This is a genomic window from Acinetobacter sp. YH01024, from assembly GCF_013420195.1.
GTDB lineage: Bacteria > Pseudomonadota > Gammaproteobacteria > Pseudomonadales > Moraxellaceae > Acinetobacter > Acinetobacter amyesii.
In genome coordinates, this window is sequence record NZ_VOYQ01000012.1 from 14,912 (window position 1) to 31,508 (window position 16,597).

Genomic DNA, 16,597 nt, shown 5'->3' on the forward strand with positions numbered 1-16,597 from the left:
ATGCCGACACAATTACATGACGAAGATGTAAAAGCATTAGATCAAGATAAAACTCAAACTAAAAAGCCCACAGCACATACTAATGCACGTCGTCCTGCATCGTCTTCTGCCAAAGCTAAAAAAGCAGCACAAGACCAAGCAGAGTCAGAGCCTAGTCTAGAAAAACCAAGCGTAGAAAATCAAGTACGTGTCTACGATACCATTGTGATTGGTGCGGGGATATCCGGTTTAGCCGCAGCTCATCAAATGAATGAACGGGGTTATACCGATTATGTGGTTTTGGAAAAAGCCAATCGCGTGGGAGGAACATGGCGCGACAACACCTATCCAGGTTGTGGATGTGATGTCCCTTCTGCTTTATATTCGTTTTCATTTGCGCCGAGTCATAAATGGAGTCATTTATTTGCCAAGCAACCTGAGATTCTGAACTATTTAGAAGATGTTGCGGAGCAGCATGCGCTGTATCGCAACATTCAGTTCAACTGTGAATTAATGGCAGCGGAATGGAATGAGCAATTAAAGCAATGGCAATTGGAGACCAGTAAAGGTAAGTATGCGGCGAGAACGGTAATTTTTTCCACTGGGCCGATTACTGAACCGCAAATTCCAAAAATTAAAGGTATTGAAAGCTTTAAAGGTGAAATGTTCCATTCTGCGCGATGGAACCATGCCTATGACTTAAAAGAGAAACGTATTGCAGTGATAGGTACGGGAGCATCTGCGATTCAGTTTATTCCTCAGATTCAACCTATTGCCAAAAATGTGGTGGTGTTTCAACGGACTGCGCCATGGGTATTACCAAAAGCAGATTTACCACTGAATGACCGTGCGAAAGGCATGATTACACGCTTTCCCTCTGTTCAAGAAACTTGGCGCAAAAGTGTGGCCGGTATATTAAATGGTATCAATTTAGGACTGCGTAATCCTTCACTGTTAGAGCCAGTCAATTATTTGGGTCGTCAGTTGTTGAAAACACAAATTCAAGATGCTGAATTACGTGAAAAAGTAACACCAAACTTTTCTATTGGTTGTAAGCGTCTTTTATTTGCCAATAACTATTATCCTGCATTGCAGCAAGCCAATGTTGAACTTGTGCCACATGGTTTAGTTGAAATAGAAGGTAATACCGTCATCGCTGCAAATGGTGAACGTCATGAAGTCGATGTCATTATTTGGGGCACAGGATTTGAAGTTTCTCATCCGCCGATTGGACAACGTGTAAAAAATGCCAAAGGGGAGTTATTGTCAGAACTTTGGAAAAACAGTTCTCCTGAAGCGTTTTTGGGTACCAGTATCGCGCAAGTACCTAATGCCTTCTTGGTGCTCGGGCCAAATATTTTGGTTTATGACTCATTCATTGGGATTGCAGAAGCACAGGTTGGGTATATCGTCGATGCCTTGGTAAAAATGAAACAAGAGAAGATACAACGGCTTGAAATTAAGCCAAATGTATTGGCCTATCACAATGCAAAAGTGCAGACACATCTACAGACGACAGTCTTTAATAGTGGCGGCTGTAAGAGCTATTACTTAGATGCCAATGGGCGCAATTTTGCAGCTTGGCCGTGGTCACTGAAACAGTTAAAGCAGCGTCTTAAACATGTGGATTTGGCAGATTATGAGACTGTTGCTTAGAGACTTTGGTTTAATAAATGTCGCTTAACTCGATAAGCCAAAATGAAGCATCATCAATATTTAAACCTTTTGTTTACAGCCTAATTTCTACGTGGCATTGGGCTTTTTTTATGACGATATCTGATGAAGCAGTGTGCGATTGTCTAGAAAATGGCGATTTAAAATACATTAAGCAATATACACCATACTTTATAGCTTGTGAGGCATCGTTTTATCTAATGATTGAGTTGGAAAATTCAGTCAGATGGGGCTGTTTTAAAGTGCAAAATAATTCTAGTTGCATAAAAAAACCGCCCCAAAGGGACGGTTTTTAGATTCGCACAATTCTTTCGAATTAACGACCTTGGATATCGCGTTGAGTTTCGCCAGTGTAAAGCTGACGAGGACGACCGATTTTGTAAGGTGCGCTGTGCATTTCTAACCAGTGGCTGATCCAACCAACAGTACGTGCAAGAGCGAAGATTACAGTAAACATTTCTGTTGGGATACCAATCGCTTTAAGGATGATACCTGAGTAGAAGTCTACGTTAGGGTATAGGTTACGTTTGATGAAGTATTCGTCAGAAAGCGCAATACGTTCAAGTTCCATAGCCAAAGCAAGTTGTGGATCGTTGATACCAAGTGCAGTTAACACTTCGTCACAAGTCTCTTTCATTACTTTCGCACGTGGATCGAAGTTTTTGTAAACTCGGTGACCGAAGCCCATAAGTTTAACTTCTTTAGTTTTCACTTTTTCCATGAACGGAGCAACGTTTTCTACAGTGCCGATTTCGTCAAGCATCTTAAGAACAGCTTCGTTCGCGCCGCCGTGAGCAGGTCCCCATAGAGCCGCGATACCCGCAGCGATACATGCGTATGGGTTAGCGCCAGTAGAACCAGCAAGACGTACTGTAGAAGTAGACGCGTTTTGTTCGTGGTCAGCATGAAGCGTGAAGATACGGTCCATTGCTTTAGCAAGAATAGGGTCAACTTTGTAATCACGGTCTGCAGGAGTAGCAAACATCATGTACAAGAAGTTTTCTGCGTAGCTTAAGTCATTACGTGGGTAAACGAATGGTTGGCCTACTGTGTATTTGTAAGTCCAAGCAGCTAAAGTAGGAACTTTAGCGATTAAGCGAATAGCAGTGATTTCGCGGTGGTCAATGTTTTCAACATCGAAACCGTTATGATAGAACGCAGAAAGCGCACCAACAACACCACACATGATCGCCATAGGGTGAGCGTCACGACGGAAACCATTGAAGAAACGGCCAACTTGATCGTGAACCATAGTGTGGTTACGAACTTTAGCATCGAATTCTTGTTTTTGTTCAGCAGTAGGAAGCTCGCCGTTCAAAAGAAGGTAGCAAGTTTCTAAGTAGTCTGCTTTAGTAGCAAGCTGGTCGATTGGGTAGCCACGGTGTAGAAGAACACCTTTACCGCCGTCAATGAAAGTGATTTTAGATTCACAAGCAGCCGTTGAGACAAAACCAGGATCAAAAGTAAAGTGACCTGCGGCCAATACATCTTTAACGTCAATTACATCTGGGCCTAGAGTGCCACTGTAAATTGGTAAGTCAATTTCTTTGCCATCAAGCTGTAAAACGGCTTTTTTGCCAGTTGCTTCAGACATTCAATAGATCTCCTGTCCTGGTGAATGTTTTATCTGACTCAGTACTAATCTTTTAATGCGAGAATCAGACAGATCAAAAATTTGCTCTAAGATTAGAGGGAACTGAAATTTTGTCAATTATACTTATGGATATAAATTGAGGATCATTCCTTGAAATGAAGCACAATTCATCCGCTTAAAAAATGAGTAAAATCACAGTGCCGACGCAGTATAATAAGTCAAATTGCAGGGGAGGTGCAGATTAAAAAAAGCCTATTGCCTTAATTGTAAGCAATTTTTAATTCTTAAAAACTCTGAAACAAATATGAATTACAAGACCGCTATTTCATTAAATTATTATAATTTTCGTAACTTACACACATCTGTGGCTCTAAATTGCTGTTTTCTTATTCATAATTAAAACGACTTAATCGCCCTTAAAAAAAAGTTCGTTTGGTTAAAAAATAGTTAATTAAACGCCTTTAAAAGCTTAATAAATGATCATTTTTGTCATTTGAAAGGTAAAAAATGGCGTTTTATTAAACAGATTTGCTGTTGCTGAGATTTTTATGCACAGACTAAGTTCTTATTTCGTTTCATGATCTTTGAGTTTTATCATTTGAGAAAATGATGCACATTTATTTTTATGATTATGGCTTGGCGAATGTGTTGGAAGATTTTAAAATGTAGTGGGAAAAGAAAGATTTAGATTTGTTCATCTTTAGTCTAAAAGTTTAAATCGCTATATACACACAAAAACAATAAGTTAAATTTACATTTAACTGATTAAAACCAACAACATAGTATGATTTTCTTAGATAAATAAGGTATTTTTTTTTAGAAAAGTTATTGTTAATGATTCTTATTTAAGGATATTTTGCAAAATTCCTAATTGTCTTCGTTTGTGTTTTGAAAGTTCACGTTTTATAATTCCCTGTCGTTTATAAGATCAGACAGCTGCAGAGTTTATTATATTGTAATGTCTGACTATGCTAGCTTTCCTACGAATTAATTCCAACAAACTCCGGATGGAGTTTTTACTTACAGGATGCCCGCTGTGAAAAGCAACAGACCTGTCAATTTGTCCATGGGTCAAGTTTTAGACGTAAACTTAAAATCCCCTGTGGCTATTGCATCAATTTTACACCGTCTATCAGGTGTTATCGTATTTTTACTCGTACCGGTCCTTCTTTGGATTTTAGACAAATCTTTATCTTCACCTGAAGGTTTTGCGCAAGTTCAAGCTGTGTTTGATAGCTTTATTGTGCGTTTTGTCGTATGGGTATTTGTAGCCGGCTTAATTTATCACCTTATCGGTGGTATCAAGCATCTATTTGCAGATCTTGGCGTTGCTGAAGAACTTCAAAGTGGTCGTATCGCAGCTACTATTTCATTGATCTTGTCTGCAATCGGTATTGTTGCAGCATTTGTATGGATTGTTCTCTAATGAAAAGTGCTACAGGTTTAACAGGATCAGGTTCTCGCGATTGGTTTATCCAGCGTGTAAGTGCCGTTGTATTGGCTGTTTATACTATTGTTGTACTGGGCTGGATCCTTTGCAATAGCGGATTCACTTTTGAGCAATGGTATGGCTTTATGATGACAACACCAATGAAGATTATGTCTTTATTGTCTGTCTTATCTCTTGTTGCGCATGCTTGGATTGGTATGTGGCAAGTATTCACTGACTATGTGACTACTCGTCAAATGGGTCCTTCAGCAAACGGTCTGCGTTTAGTGCTGACTTCTGCAGTGATTGTTGCAGTATTTGCATACGCGATCTGGGCGATCCAGATTTTTTGGGCAAATTGATAGGAAAATATCATGGGCGCTATAACCCCTAAAGAAGATTACACAAATATTCCACACCTAACTTTCGATGCAGTCATCGTTGGTGGTGGTGGTTCAGGTATGCGTGCTTCTTACCAACTTGCTCAAGCTGGTTTGAAAGTTGCTGTACTGACTAAAGTATTCCCAACTCGTTCACACACTGTTGCAGCGCAGGGTGGTATTGGTGCATCTCTTGGTAACATGCAAGAAGATAACTGGCACTACCACTTCTACGATACAGTTAAAGGTTCTGACTGGTTAGGTGACCAAGACGCAATTGAGTTTATGACTCGTGAAGCGCCTCAAGTTGTATATGAGCTTGAACACCTAGGTATGCCATTTGACCGTAACGCTGACGGTACAATTTACCAACGTCCGTTTGGTGGTCATGCTGCGAACTATGGTGAAAAACCAGTTCCACGTGCATGTGCTGCTGCCGACCGTACAGGTCACGCACTTCTTCACACGCTTTATCAAAGCAACGTGAAAATGGGTACTCAATTCTTCGTAGAATGGATCGCACTTGATTTGATCCGTAACGAAGCAGGCGATGTCCTTGGTGTGACAGCAATTGACCAAGAAACGGGTAAAATTGCAGTATTCCAAGGTAAAGCAACATTGTTCGCTACTGGTGGTGCTGGTCGTGTTTACCGTGCATCTACTAACGCTTATATTAACACTGGTGACGGTCTTGGTATGGCAGCTCGTGCAGGGATTCCATTACAAGATATGGAATTCTGGCAATTCCACCCAACAGGTGTTGCGGGCGCAGGCGTATTGTTGACAGAAGGTTGTCGTGGTGAAGGTGCGATCCTTCGTAACGATGCTGGTGAGCCGTTCATGGAACGTTATGCTCCGACACTTAAAGACTTGGCACCTCGTGACTTCGTATCACGCTCTATGGACCAAGAAATTAAAGAAGGTCGTGGCTGTGGTCCTAAGAAAGACTACATCTTGCTTGATATGACGCATCTTGGTGCTGAAACAATCATGAAACGTCTTCCATCTGTATTTGAGATTGGTAAGAAATTCGCGAACGTTGACATCACTAAAGAGCCAATTCCTGTAGTACCTACAATCCATTACCAAATGGGTGGTATTCCTACAAACATTCATGGTCAAGTGGTTGTTCCTGTTTCTCGTGAAACTGAAGCTTTGGTTGCGAACTACAACAAAGAAACTGATGTGTACTCACACAACGCGGGCGACCGTGATTTCACTAAACCAGTGAAAGGTTTTTATGCAATCGGTGAATGTTCATGTGTATCTGTACATGGTGCAAACCGTCTAGGTACAAACTCATTGCTTGACTTGGTTGTATTTGGTAAAGCTGCTGGTGAACATATTGTTGACTACGTAACTAAACACCATGGTGATGAATACGCTCCATTACCTACAACTGTTCTTGAAAACACTTTGAATCGTGTTCGTCATCTTGATGAATCTACTTCTGGTGAAAATGCTCAAGAAGTTGCTGATGCAATCCGTGACATCGTTCAAGACCATGCTGGTGTATTCCGTACATCTGCACTTCTTGAAGAAGGTGTGAAACAGATTCTTGCGATCGAACCACGTGTACGCAACATTCACTTGAAAGACAAATCTAAAGTATTTAACACAGCACGTGTTGAAGCTCTAGAAGTTGAAAACTTGTATGAAGTTGCAAAAGCGACATTAATTTCTGCAGCTGCACGTAAAGAATGTCGTGGTGCGCATACAGTGGTAGATTTCGAATTACCACCTGATCATGCTGACTACCCATACGGCCGTCGTGATGATGAGTGGATGAAACACACTTTATGGTTCTCTGTAGATAACCGTCTTGAGTACAAACCAGTACGTTACAAGCCTTTATCTGTAGATGCTATTCCACCTAAACCACGTACATTCTAATTGGGAGAAGTAAGATGAGTAGAGGTACTCGTACATTTAATATCTACCGCTACGATCCTGATAAGGATGCAGCTCCGTACATGCAAACTTTTAAACTAGAGTTGACTGACAAGCACCGTATGTTGCTTGATGCGCTTCTAGCATTAAAAGTACAAGACGAATCATTAACATTCCGTCGTTCATGTCGTGAAGGTATTTGTGGTTCTGATGGTGTAAACATCAATGGTAAAAATGGTTTAGCGTGTCTTTGGAACCTAAACGACTTACCAGAAGTGATTACAATTCGTCCACTTCCAGGTCTTCCAGTTATTAAAGACTTGGTTGTAGATATGAATCAGTTCTACGATCAGTACAACAAAATCCATCCGTTCCTAATCAACAATCAGCCTGCGCCTCCTAAAGAGCGTTTGCAGTCTCCTGAAGAGCGTGAACATTTAGATGGTTTGTACGAATGTATTCTTTGTGCATGTTGTTCAACTTCATGTCCATCATTCTGGTGGAACCCAGACAAGTTCTTGGGTCCTTCAGCATTGTTGAACGCATATCGCTTCATCATTGACTCTCGTGATACAGCAACTCAAGAGCGTTTGGCTTGTCTTGACGACCCATTCTCATTGTTCCGTTGTAAAGGTATCATGAACTGTGTATCTGTATGTCCTAAGGGTCTTAACCCAACTAAAGCAATCGGTCACATCCGTAATATGCTTTTAGATCTTGGTTAATAGATTTAGCAGTAAAAAAAAGCGCACCATTGGGTGCGCTTTTTTTGTCATATATAAAAATGATGATAGTGAAAGTTATTCGCTGTCATTGCAGAGTGCTATAAATGGATTTCATAGAAACGTAGTGAATTAAAAGTATAAAGTGATAGATAAATGGTTATTTATTGATGAAACGCTCGTTCAAGTCTGTCAAAAGGATTAGAAGATGTTATTATGTAACGTAGTAAAAAGAGAGAGGATAGGAATGTCAGCTCTCTTTTGTTTTTGTATATGAGATGAGGTAAAAATCGAACGTAGACTTTTGTCTTAATTGAAAGATCATTTTATATGTAGCACCATATCATAGATGAAAATACAAACAGTGTATTTCGCTAATTTATGAGAGGTATGTGTCAAAAAAATCAATTGAAAATGCTCGAACGTGTTAGCATTTAAAGTATCACTATATGTAAAAAATGACTTTGAATTGGGTACATTTTTTCTACAATTTAAGCGCTGTAGACGGTATATAAATGTTAATAAAGTCGCTTTAGAAAAGATAATTGCGAAAAATTTATTTTTTCTAAGATGATTTGCAAAAATTGCCCGATTTATGTCGGGTATTTCTCAATGAGTAATGATGCCGCTGAGGGCGTTATTGTTCATTAATCACATTGGGTAATCCTAATGTAGTGATAACGCCTCAAGGCTTAAGCCTAATGGGGACTAATGTCATATTACCAATTTGACATTACTAATCATGGGTTCGCTTAAAAAGCATCCTGAAATGTTTTGCAATAGGAAATGGGTCCACAAATGCAAGAAGTTGCTGACGCACTGCGTCTTGACACTGAACTTAGCGCTGACAGTGCAGCGTATATTGAAGAACTTTATGAGCAGTATCTAACGGCTCCAGACTCAGTAGAGGCTGATTGGCGTGAATACTTCGATAAATTCCCGAAAGGTGATCAACCACACAGCAATGTACGTGAGCAATTCCTATTATTAGGCCGTAATTCAAGCCGTGTTCAGCCTGTAGTGCAAAGTGCAGTAAGTTCTGAGCATGAACGCCGTCAAATCGGTGTATTACAGTTGATCGCTGCATACCGTAACCGTGGTCATCAAAACGCAAAATTAGATCCACTAGGTCTTGCAAAACGTGAAATCGTGCCTGATCTAGATCTTGCTGCGCATGGTTTAACTCAGTCTGACTTAGACACTGTATTTAATACAGGTAACCTTGCAATCGGTAAATCTGAAGCAACACTAGGTGAAATGGTTCAAGCAATGGAAGCAACTTATACTGCTTCGATTGGTGTTGAATACATGCACATTGTTGATACAAAAGAAAAACGTTGGATTCAACAACGCCTTGAAGGTACTCGTGGTCAATTTGGCTACACTGCAGACCAGAAAAAACATATCCTTGAACGTCTAACTGCAGCTGAAGGCCTAGAAAAATACCTTGGTAACAAATTCGTTGGTGCGAAACGTTTCGGTGTTGAAGGTGGTGAATCTTTCATTCCTATGGTGAATGAACTTATTCAACGTGCGGGTTCGGTAGGTTGTAAAGAAGTGGTTATCGGTATGCCTCACCGTGGCCGTTTAAACCTTCTTGTAAACATCATGGGTAAAAACCCAGCTGATCTATTTGGTGAGTTCGAAGGCAAATCTCTGCATAAAAAAGGCTCTGGTGACGTTAAATACCACCAAGGTTTCTCTTCAAACGTTATGACTCCGGGTGGCGAAGTTCACTTGGCATTAGCGTTTAACCCATCACACTTAGAAATCGTTGGACCTGTAGTAGAAGGTTCTGTACGCGCACGTCAAGTACGTCGTAAAGATATCGGTGGTGATGATGTATTACCAATCATCGTTCACGGTGATGCTGCATTTGCAGGTCAAGGTGTAAACCAAGAAACCTTCCAAATGTCACAAACTCGCGGTTATACCGTGGGTGGTACAGTTCATATCGTCGTGAACAACCAAGTTGGTTTCACAACGTCTGACCCACGTGATGCGCGTTCTACAGAATACTGTACTGACATCGCGAAAATGATCCAAGCACCGATCTTCCATGTGAACGGTGATGATCCTGAATCTGTATTATTTGTTTCTCAATTGGCACACGATTTCCGTCATACATTCCGTAAAGACGTTGTAATCGATATGTTCTGCTACCGTCGTCGTGGTCATAACGAAGCCGACGAGCCAGCTGCAACTCAGCCAATGATGTATCAAATCATCAATAAAAAAGCGACTACACGTACGCTTTATGCTGACAAGCTTGTACAAGAAGGTGTTCTTGATCGTGCTTCTGCTGATGCAATGGTTGAACAGTATCGTTCTGACCTTGAAGCAGGTAAACACGTTGCAAATGCGTTGGTACTTGAGCCAAATACAAAAATGTTTGTGGACTGGAAACCTTACCTAGGCCACGAATACACAGACAAATGGGATACCACTTTCCCAATCGAACGTCTAAAAGAGCTTGGTGCGAAAATGCGCGAGCTTCCAGAAGGCTTCGTGATGCAACGTCAGGTTGCTAAAGTGATTGATGACCGTCTGAAAATGCAGACTGGTGAAATGCCATTGAACTGGGGTGCTGCTGAAACATTAGCTTACGCGTCTCTTCTAGATGAAGGTTTCCTTGTTCGTTTAACAGGTGAAGACGTTGGTCGTGGTACATTCTCACACCGTCATGCAAAACTTCATAACCAAGTAGATGGTTCAACTTACATTCCATTATGTAACTTGAAAGAAAACCAACCACGTACAGCTATCTATGACTCATTATTGTCAGAAATGGCGGTTCTTGCATTCGAATACGGTTATGCAACGACTCTTCCGAAGAGCCTTGTCATTTGGGAAGCGCAATTTGGTGACTTCGCAAACTGTGCACAGGTTGTAATCGATCAGTTCATCGCGTCTGGCGAAACTAAGTGGGAACGTGTATGCGGTCTGACTATGCTTCTTCCACATGGCTTTGAAGGTCAAGGTCCTGAGCATTCATCAGCTCGTTTAGAGCGTTTCTTACAGCTATGTGCTGAAGAAAACATGCAAGTGATCACACCGACTACACCAGCGCAGATTTACCATGCGATGCGTCGTCAAGCACTTCGTCCAATCCGTAAACCAATGATCGTGACTTCACCGAAGTCTCTTCTTCGTCACAAACTTGCAACTTCTACATTAGAAGAACTTGCAAATGGTTCATTCCAAACTGTGATCGACGAAATCGACAACATCAACAAGTCAGACGTAACTCGTCTAGTGCTTTGTGGTGGTAAGGTTTACTACGACTTACTTGAAAAACGTCGTGAAAAAGAATTGAACAACACAGCAATCGTTCGTATTGAACAATTGTATCCGTACCCAGAAGCACGTCTTGCTGAAGTTCTGGCACAATATCCAAATGTTAAAGAATTGGTTTGGGCTCAAGAAGAACCGAAGAACCAAGGTGCATGGTTATTCATCGCTCCGCGTCTGTATGACGACGTGATGAAAGCGGGCAAACAAGTTCGTATTAGTTATGCAGGTCGTGAAGCTTCTGCTGCACCGGCTTGTGGTTCACCATATTTGCACGCAAAACAACAAGCTCAGCTCGTAAATGATGCTTTAGCTATCGTAGCTGAATAACAGGAGATTCTTAATAATGGCAACCGAAATTAAAGCACCGGTATTCCCAGAGTCAGTTGCTGACGGTACAGTTGCAACTTGGCACAAACAACCAGGTGAAGCAGTATCACGTGACGAAGTGATTTGTGATATTGAAACAGATAAAGTTGTTTTAGAAGTTGTAGCTCCTGCTGACGGTACGATTTCTGCAATTGTTAAAAACGAAGGCGATACAGTTTTATCGAACGAAGTGATTGCGACTTTTGAAGAAGGTGCTGCTTCTGGCGCTGCTCAAACTCAAGCTGTTCAATCAGAAGAGAAAGTAGAACAAGCTGCTGCGCAAACTCAAGCGGGCGCTGCTCCTGTTGTTGAACGTGCTCAACCTGTTGCTGATCAAGCTCCTGCAGTGCGTAAAGCATTGACTGAGTCTGGCATTGCTGCTGCTGACGTTGCTGGCACTGGCCGTGGCGGTCGCATCACTAAAGAAGATGTTGCAAACCATCAAGCTAAACCAGCTGCTCCTGCTGCGCCATTAAGCGTTGCTGTTGGTGAACGTATCGAAAAACGTGTTCCTATGACTCGTCTTCGTAAGCGTGTTGCTGAACGTCTACTTGCTGCAACTCAAGAAACTGCAATGTTGACTACGTTCAACGAAGTAAACATGAAACCAATCATGGAAATGCGTGCGCAATACAAAGATGCTTTTGAAAAGCGTCATGGTGCACGTCTTGGCTTCATGTCATTCTTCGTTAAAGCGGCAACTGAAGCACTTAAACGCTACCCAGCTGTAAACGCTTCGATTGATGGTAATGACATCGTTTATCACGGTTTCTACGACATCGGTGTTGCTGTATCAAGCGACCGTGGTCTAGTAGTTCCAGTTCTTCGTGACACTGACCGCATGAACTATGCTGAAGTTGAAAATGGTATCCGTGCATACGCTGGTAAAGCGCGTGATGGTAAATTGGGTATTGAAGATATGACTGGCGGTACATTCACTATTACTAATGGTGGTACTTTCGGTTCTTTGCTTTCTACACCTATCTTAAATACGCCACAAACTGCGATTTTGGGTATGCATAAAATCCAAGAACGTCCTATGGCTGTAAATGGTCAAGTTGAAATCTTGCCAATGATGTACTTAGCGCTTTCTTATGACCACCGTCTAATCGATGGTAAAGAAGCAGTAGGCTTCCTTGTAACAATCAAAGAATTGTTAGAAGAACCAGCTAAGCTAATCCTTGATCTTTAATACTTCAGAATAATGCAATGGGCTTAGAGCGATCCTCTAAGCCCATTTTTGGAGATACACATGTCTCAATTTGATTTAGTTGTTATTGGTGGCGGTCCTGGTGGTTATGAAGCTGCTATCCGCGCTGCTCAATTAGGCTTTAAAGTAGCTTGTATTGAAAAACGTATTCATAAAGGTAAACCATCTTTAGGTGGTACTTGCTTAAACGTGGGTTGTATCCCATCTAAAGCATTACTTGATTCATCTCACCGCTATGAAGATACCGTTCATCACTTAGATGACCACGGTATTACAACAGGTGAAGTGAAATTTGATCTTGCAAAATTACTTGATCGTAAAGACAAAATTGTTAACCAATTAACAATGGGTATTGATGGCCTACTTAAAGGCAACGGTATCGAATGGTTAAAAGGTACAGGTAAATTACTTGCAGGTAAGAAAGTTGAGTTTGTATCTCACGAAGGTGAAACTCAAATTTTAGAACCTAAATATGTAATCCTTGCATCGGGTTCTGTGCCGGTAAATATTCCTGTTGCTCCTGTAGATCAAGACATTATTGTTGACTCTACTGGCGCGCTTGAGTTCCCAGAAGTGCCTAAACGTCTTGGCGTAATTGGTGCGGGTGTCATTGGTCTAGAGCTTGGTTCTGTTTGGCGTCGTCTAGGTGCTGAAGTTGTTGTATTTGAAGCAATGGACGCATTCTTACCAATGGCTGATAAAGCTTTGGCGAAAGACTACCAAAAAGTATTGACTAAACAAGGTCTTGATATCCGTGTTGGCGCTAAAGTTGCTGGTACAGAAGTGAATGGCCGTGAAGTTACTGTTAAGTATACGCAAGGTGGCGAAGACAAAACTCAAACTTTCGATAAATTGATCGTTTGTGTTGGCCGTAAAGCATATGCAGAAGGTTTATTGGCTGAAGATTCAGGCATTAAACTCACTGAACGCGGTCTAGTTGAAGTAAACGATTGGTGTGCAACTTCGGTTGAAGGCGTATACGCAATTGGTGACTTGGTACGTGGCCCAATGCTTGCACATAAAGCAATGGAAGAAGGCGTAATGGCTGTTGAACGTATGCACGGTCACGCAGCTCAAGTGAACTACGACACAATCATCTCTGTCATCTACACACACCCAGAAGCGGCGTGGGTTGGTTTAACAGAAGAGCAAGCGAAAGAAAAAGGCCATGAAGTGAAAACTGGTCAATTTGGCTTTGCTGCGAATGGTCGTGCGATGGCTGCTGGTGAAAACGCAGGCTTTGTTAAGTTTGTTGCTGATGCAAAAACTGACCGTCTGCTGGGTATGCACGTGATTGGACCTGCTGCGTCTGACATCGTTCACCAAGGTATGATCGCACTTGAGTTTGTATCTTCAGTTGAAGATCTGCAGCTGATGACTTTCGGTCACCCAACGTTCTCTGAAGTCGTACATGAAGCTGCTCTTGCAGTTGATGGTCGTGCGATTCACGCGATCCAACGCAAGCGTAAGTAATTCTTCGAAGAGCGGCTCCGGCCGCTCTTTTTACATTTGGTGGTTGTTTTTGAATGAATAATCATCTAAAAATAAAGATAAGTAAAATTTAAGATCCAAAAATACCAATATTGATTGATGTGAACCAAGAAATATTGGGAATACGTGTAATAACAAAGTCAAATAAGTAGTAAAAGGTTAATCAATGAATTTACATGAGTATCAAGCAAAAGCGTTATTAAAAAAATATGGGATGCCTGTACAAGAAGGTATTCTTGCTACCAATGCTGAGGAAACAGTACATGCTTTTGAGCAGCTTGGTGGGAAGTTTGCAGTATTAAAAGCGCAGGTTCACGCAGGTGGTCGTGGCAAAGCGGGTGGGGTAAAAGTGGTAAAGTCGGCTGAAGAAGCCGCTGAATATGCCAATCAGATTATTGGTTCACGTTTAGTGACCTATCAAACCGATGCAAATGGTCAGCCAGTTAATAGCATTCTGGTGTCTGAAGATGTTTATCCGGTTGAGCGTGAACTCTATTTAGGTGCGGTGGTTGACCGTTCTAGCCGTCGTATTACTTTTATGGCATCCACTGAAGGCGGTGTCGAAATTGAAAAAGTTGCAGAAGAAAATCCTGAAAAAATCATTAAAGTCGAAGTTGATCCTTTAGTAGGATTATTGCCATTTCAGGCGCGTGAAGTGGCGTTTGCACTTAAGTTAAAAGATAGCCAGATCAATCAATTTGTTAAAGTCATGACAGCTGCTTACCAAGCCTTTGTCGAAAATGATTTTGCTTTATTTGAAATTAACCCACTCTCTGTTCGTGAAAATGGTGACATTCTCTGTGTCGATGCCAAAGTCGGTATTGATTCAAATGCGCTATACCGTCTGCCTGAAGTTGCTGCTTTACGTGATAAATCACAAGAAAATGAGCGTGAGCTGAAAGCCTCTGAGTTTGATCTGAACTATGTTGCCTTAGAAGGCAATATTGGCTGTATGGTGAATGGTGCTGGTCTAGCGATGGCAACCATGGACATCATCAAGCTATATGGTGGTCAACCTGCAAACTTCCTAGATGTAGGAGGCGGCGCGACCAAAGAACGCGTAATTGAAGCCTTTAAAATTATTTTGGCGGATAGTTCTGTGCAGGGTGTATTAATTAATATTTTTGGCGGAATTGTACGTTGTGACATGATTGCTGAAGCAATTATTGCAGCGGTTCAAGAAGTAAATGTGACTGTACCTGTGGTTGTTCGTCTAGAAGGGAACAATGCAGAGTTGGGTGCAAAATTACTTGATGAATCAGGTTTGAAATTGATTTCTGCAAATGGCTTGGCTGATGCTGCAGAAAAAATTGTTGCTGCGGTAAAAGGCTAAGGGAGTAGAGATCATGAGCGTATTAGTTAATAAAGACACCAAAGTATTGGTACAAGGTTTTACCGGTAAAAACGGCACATTCCATTCTGAACAGTCAATTGCTTACGGCACAAAAGTGGTCGGTGGGGTGACTCCGGGCAAAGGCGGCACACAACATTTGAATCTGCCCGTATTCAATACCATGAAAGAAGCGGTGCGTGAAACGGGTGCAACGGCAACCTCGATTTATGTACCGGCACCATTTGTCCTAGATTCAATTATTGAATCGATTGATTCAGGTGTTGAGCTGATCGTTGTGATTACGGAAGGTGTGCCTACACTCGATATGCTAAAAGCTAAACGTTACCTAGAAACCTATGGTAATAATGCACGTCTAATTGGTCCGAACTGTCCAGGGATTATTACTCCGGGTGAATGTAAGATCGGTATTATGCCGGGGCATATTCATCAGCCGGGTAAAATCGGCATTATCTCGCGATCAGGGACTCTGACCTATGAAGCTGTAGCGCAAACCACCAAGCTGGGTCTAGGTCAGTCGACGTGTATCGGTATTGGGGGAGATCCAATTCCGGGTATGAACCAAATTGATTGCTTAAAGCTGTTCCAAGACGACCCGCAAACTGAAGCGATCATCATGATTGGTGAGATTGGTGGTACAGCAGAAGAAGAAGCAGCTGAATATATCCAGTCGAATGTTACAAAGCCTGTTGTTGGTTATATCGCGGGTGTAACTGCACCTAAAGGTAAACGTATGGGGCATGCAGGGGCAATCATTTCGGGCGGTAAAGGCACAGCTGAAGAGAAATTCGCTGCCTTTGAAAAAGCGGGTATGGCTTATACCCGTAGTCCTGCTGAATTAGGTTCGACCATGTACGAAGTGCTGAAAGGCAAAGGTTTGGTTTAATCGCCATACTTAAACATCAAAAGAGAATCTTCGGATTCTCTTTTTTTACGCAAAAAAAAGCGTATTTCAGCCGCTATGCAAAAGCCATAAGGGCATGGCTATGTGTTCTGCTTTGGGGTGCAGTGACGCTGCATAAACGGATGGAATATTGGTTGTTCAATAACTATGAAATGTAAAGAACACATAATAATCCGAATATGTGATGATTGCGGGGATGGTCATAGGTTTATGATTTTTGAAAAATAATTTCGTATAGCGTGCAGTATATTGATTTTAGGGAAAATAACTAATTTAATTGAGATTTTTAATGGATCTTTATCATCAAAGAGCT

General features: G+C 41.5%; 11 protein-coding genes. 10 read left to right on the forward strand and 1 reads right to left on the reverse strand.

The window, feature by feature from the left end; translation table 11 throughout:
• On the forward strand, positions 1-1,635 hold the full coding sequence (locus tag FTT88_RS07150; RefSeq protein ID WP_180003974.1) for an NAD(P)/FAD-dependent oxidoreductase: 1,635 nt from the start codon (positions 1-3) through the stop codon (positions 1,633-1,635).
• Positions 1,636-1,969: 334 nt separating this feature from the next.
• Here the strand turns inward: FTT88_RS07150 and gltA are convergent, their stop codons facing one another.
• Positions 1,970-3,247 (reverse strand): citrate synthase, encoded by a 1,278-nt coding sequence (gene gltA / locus FTT88_RS07155; RefSeq protein WP_078189909.1) that lies wholly within the window; start codon positions 3,245-3,247, stop codon positions 1,970-1,972.
• Between the two features lie 1,027 nt (positions 3,248-4,274).
• Here gltA and sdhC point away from each other — a divergent pair.
• From sdhC to sucD, 9 genes are all read left to right on the forward strand, one after another.
• Positions 4,275-4,673 (forward strand): succinate dehydrogenase, cytochrome b556 subunit, encoded by a 399-nt coding sequence (gene sdhC / locus FTT88_RS07160; protein ID WP_078192993.1) that lies wholly within the window; start codon positions 4,275-4,277, stop codon positions 4,671-4,673.
• On the forward strand, positions 4,673-5,038 hold the full coding sequence (gene sdhD / locus FTT88_RS07165; RefSeq protein ID WP_078192992.1) for a succinate dehydrogenase, hydrophobic membrane anchor protein: 366 nt from the start codon (positions 4,673-4,675) through the stop codon (positions 5,036-5,038). Before sdhC ends, sdhD begins: the two co-directional genes overlap by 1 nt.
• Positions 5,039-5,050: 12 nt before the next feature.
• Entirely contained in the window at positions 5,051-6,949 is a 1,899-nt protein-coding gene (gene sdhA, locus FTT88_RS07170) for a succinate dehydrogenase flavoprotein subunit (protein ID WP_180003914.1), read from the forward strand.
• A gap of 14 nt (positions 6,950-6,963) precedes the next feature.
• Complete coding sequence (locus FTT88_RS07175; RefSeq protein WP_180003916.1) at positions 6,964-7,671, forward strand: succinate dehydrogenase iron-sulfur subunit; 708 nt, start codon at positions 6,964-6,966, stop codon at positions 7,669-7,671.
• A 795-nt stretch (positions 7,672-8,466) separates the two neighbouring features.
• The gene (locus FTT88_RS07180; protein WP_111884450.1) at positions 8,467-11,289 is read left to right on the forward strand and encodes a 2-oxoglutarate dehydrogenase E1 component; all 2,823 of its coding nucleotides are present in this window, start codon (positions 8,467-8,469) and stop codon (positions 11,287-11,289) included.
• 16 nt (positions 11,290-11,305) lie between these two features.
• Entirely contained in the window at positions 11,306-12,520 is a 1,215-nt protein-coding gene (odhB, locus tag FTT88_RS07185; protein WP_180003918.1) for a 2-oxoglutarate dehydrogenase complex dihydrolipoyllysine-residue succinyltransferase, read from the forward strand.
• Positions 12,521-12,580: 60 nt separating this feature from the next.
• On the forward strand, positions 12,581-14,011 hold the full coding sequence (lpdA, locus tag FTT88_RS07190) for a dihydrolipoyl dehydrogenase (protein ID WP_078189903.1): 1,431 nt from the start codon (positions 12,581-12,583) through the stop codon (positions 14,009-14,011).
• Positions 14,012-14,195: 184 nt separating this feature from the next.
• Positions 14,196-15,362: an ADP-forming succinate--CoA ligase subunit beta gene (sucC, locus tag FTT88_RS07195; protein WP_180003920.1), complete on the forward strand. Its 1,167-nt coding sequence runs from the start codon at positions 14,196-14,198 to the stop codon at positions 15,360-15,362.
• A 13-nt stretch (positions 15,363-15,375) separates the two neighbouring features.
• The gene (gene sucD, locus FTT88_RS07200; RefSeq protein ID WP_168379215.1) at positions 15,376-16,266 is read left to right on the forward strand and encodes a succinate--CoA ligase subunit alpha; all 891 of its coding nucleotides are present in this window, start codon (positions 15,376-15,378) and stop codon (positions 16,264-16,266) included.
• Positions 16,267-16,597 lie beyond the last annotated feature (331 nt).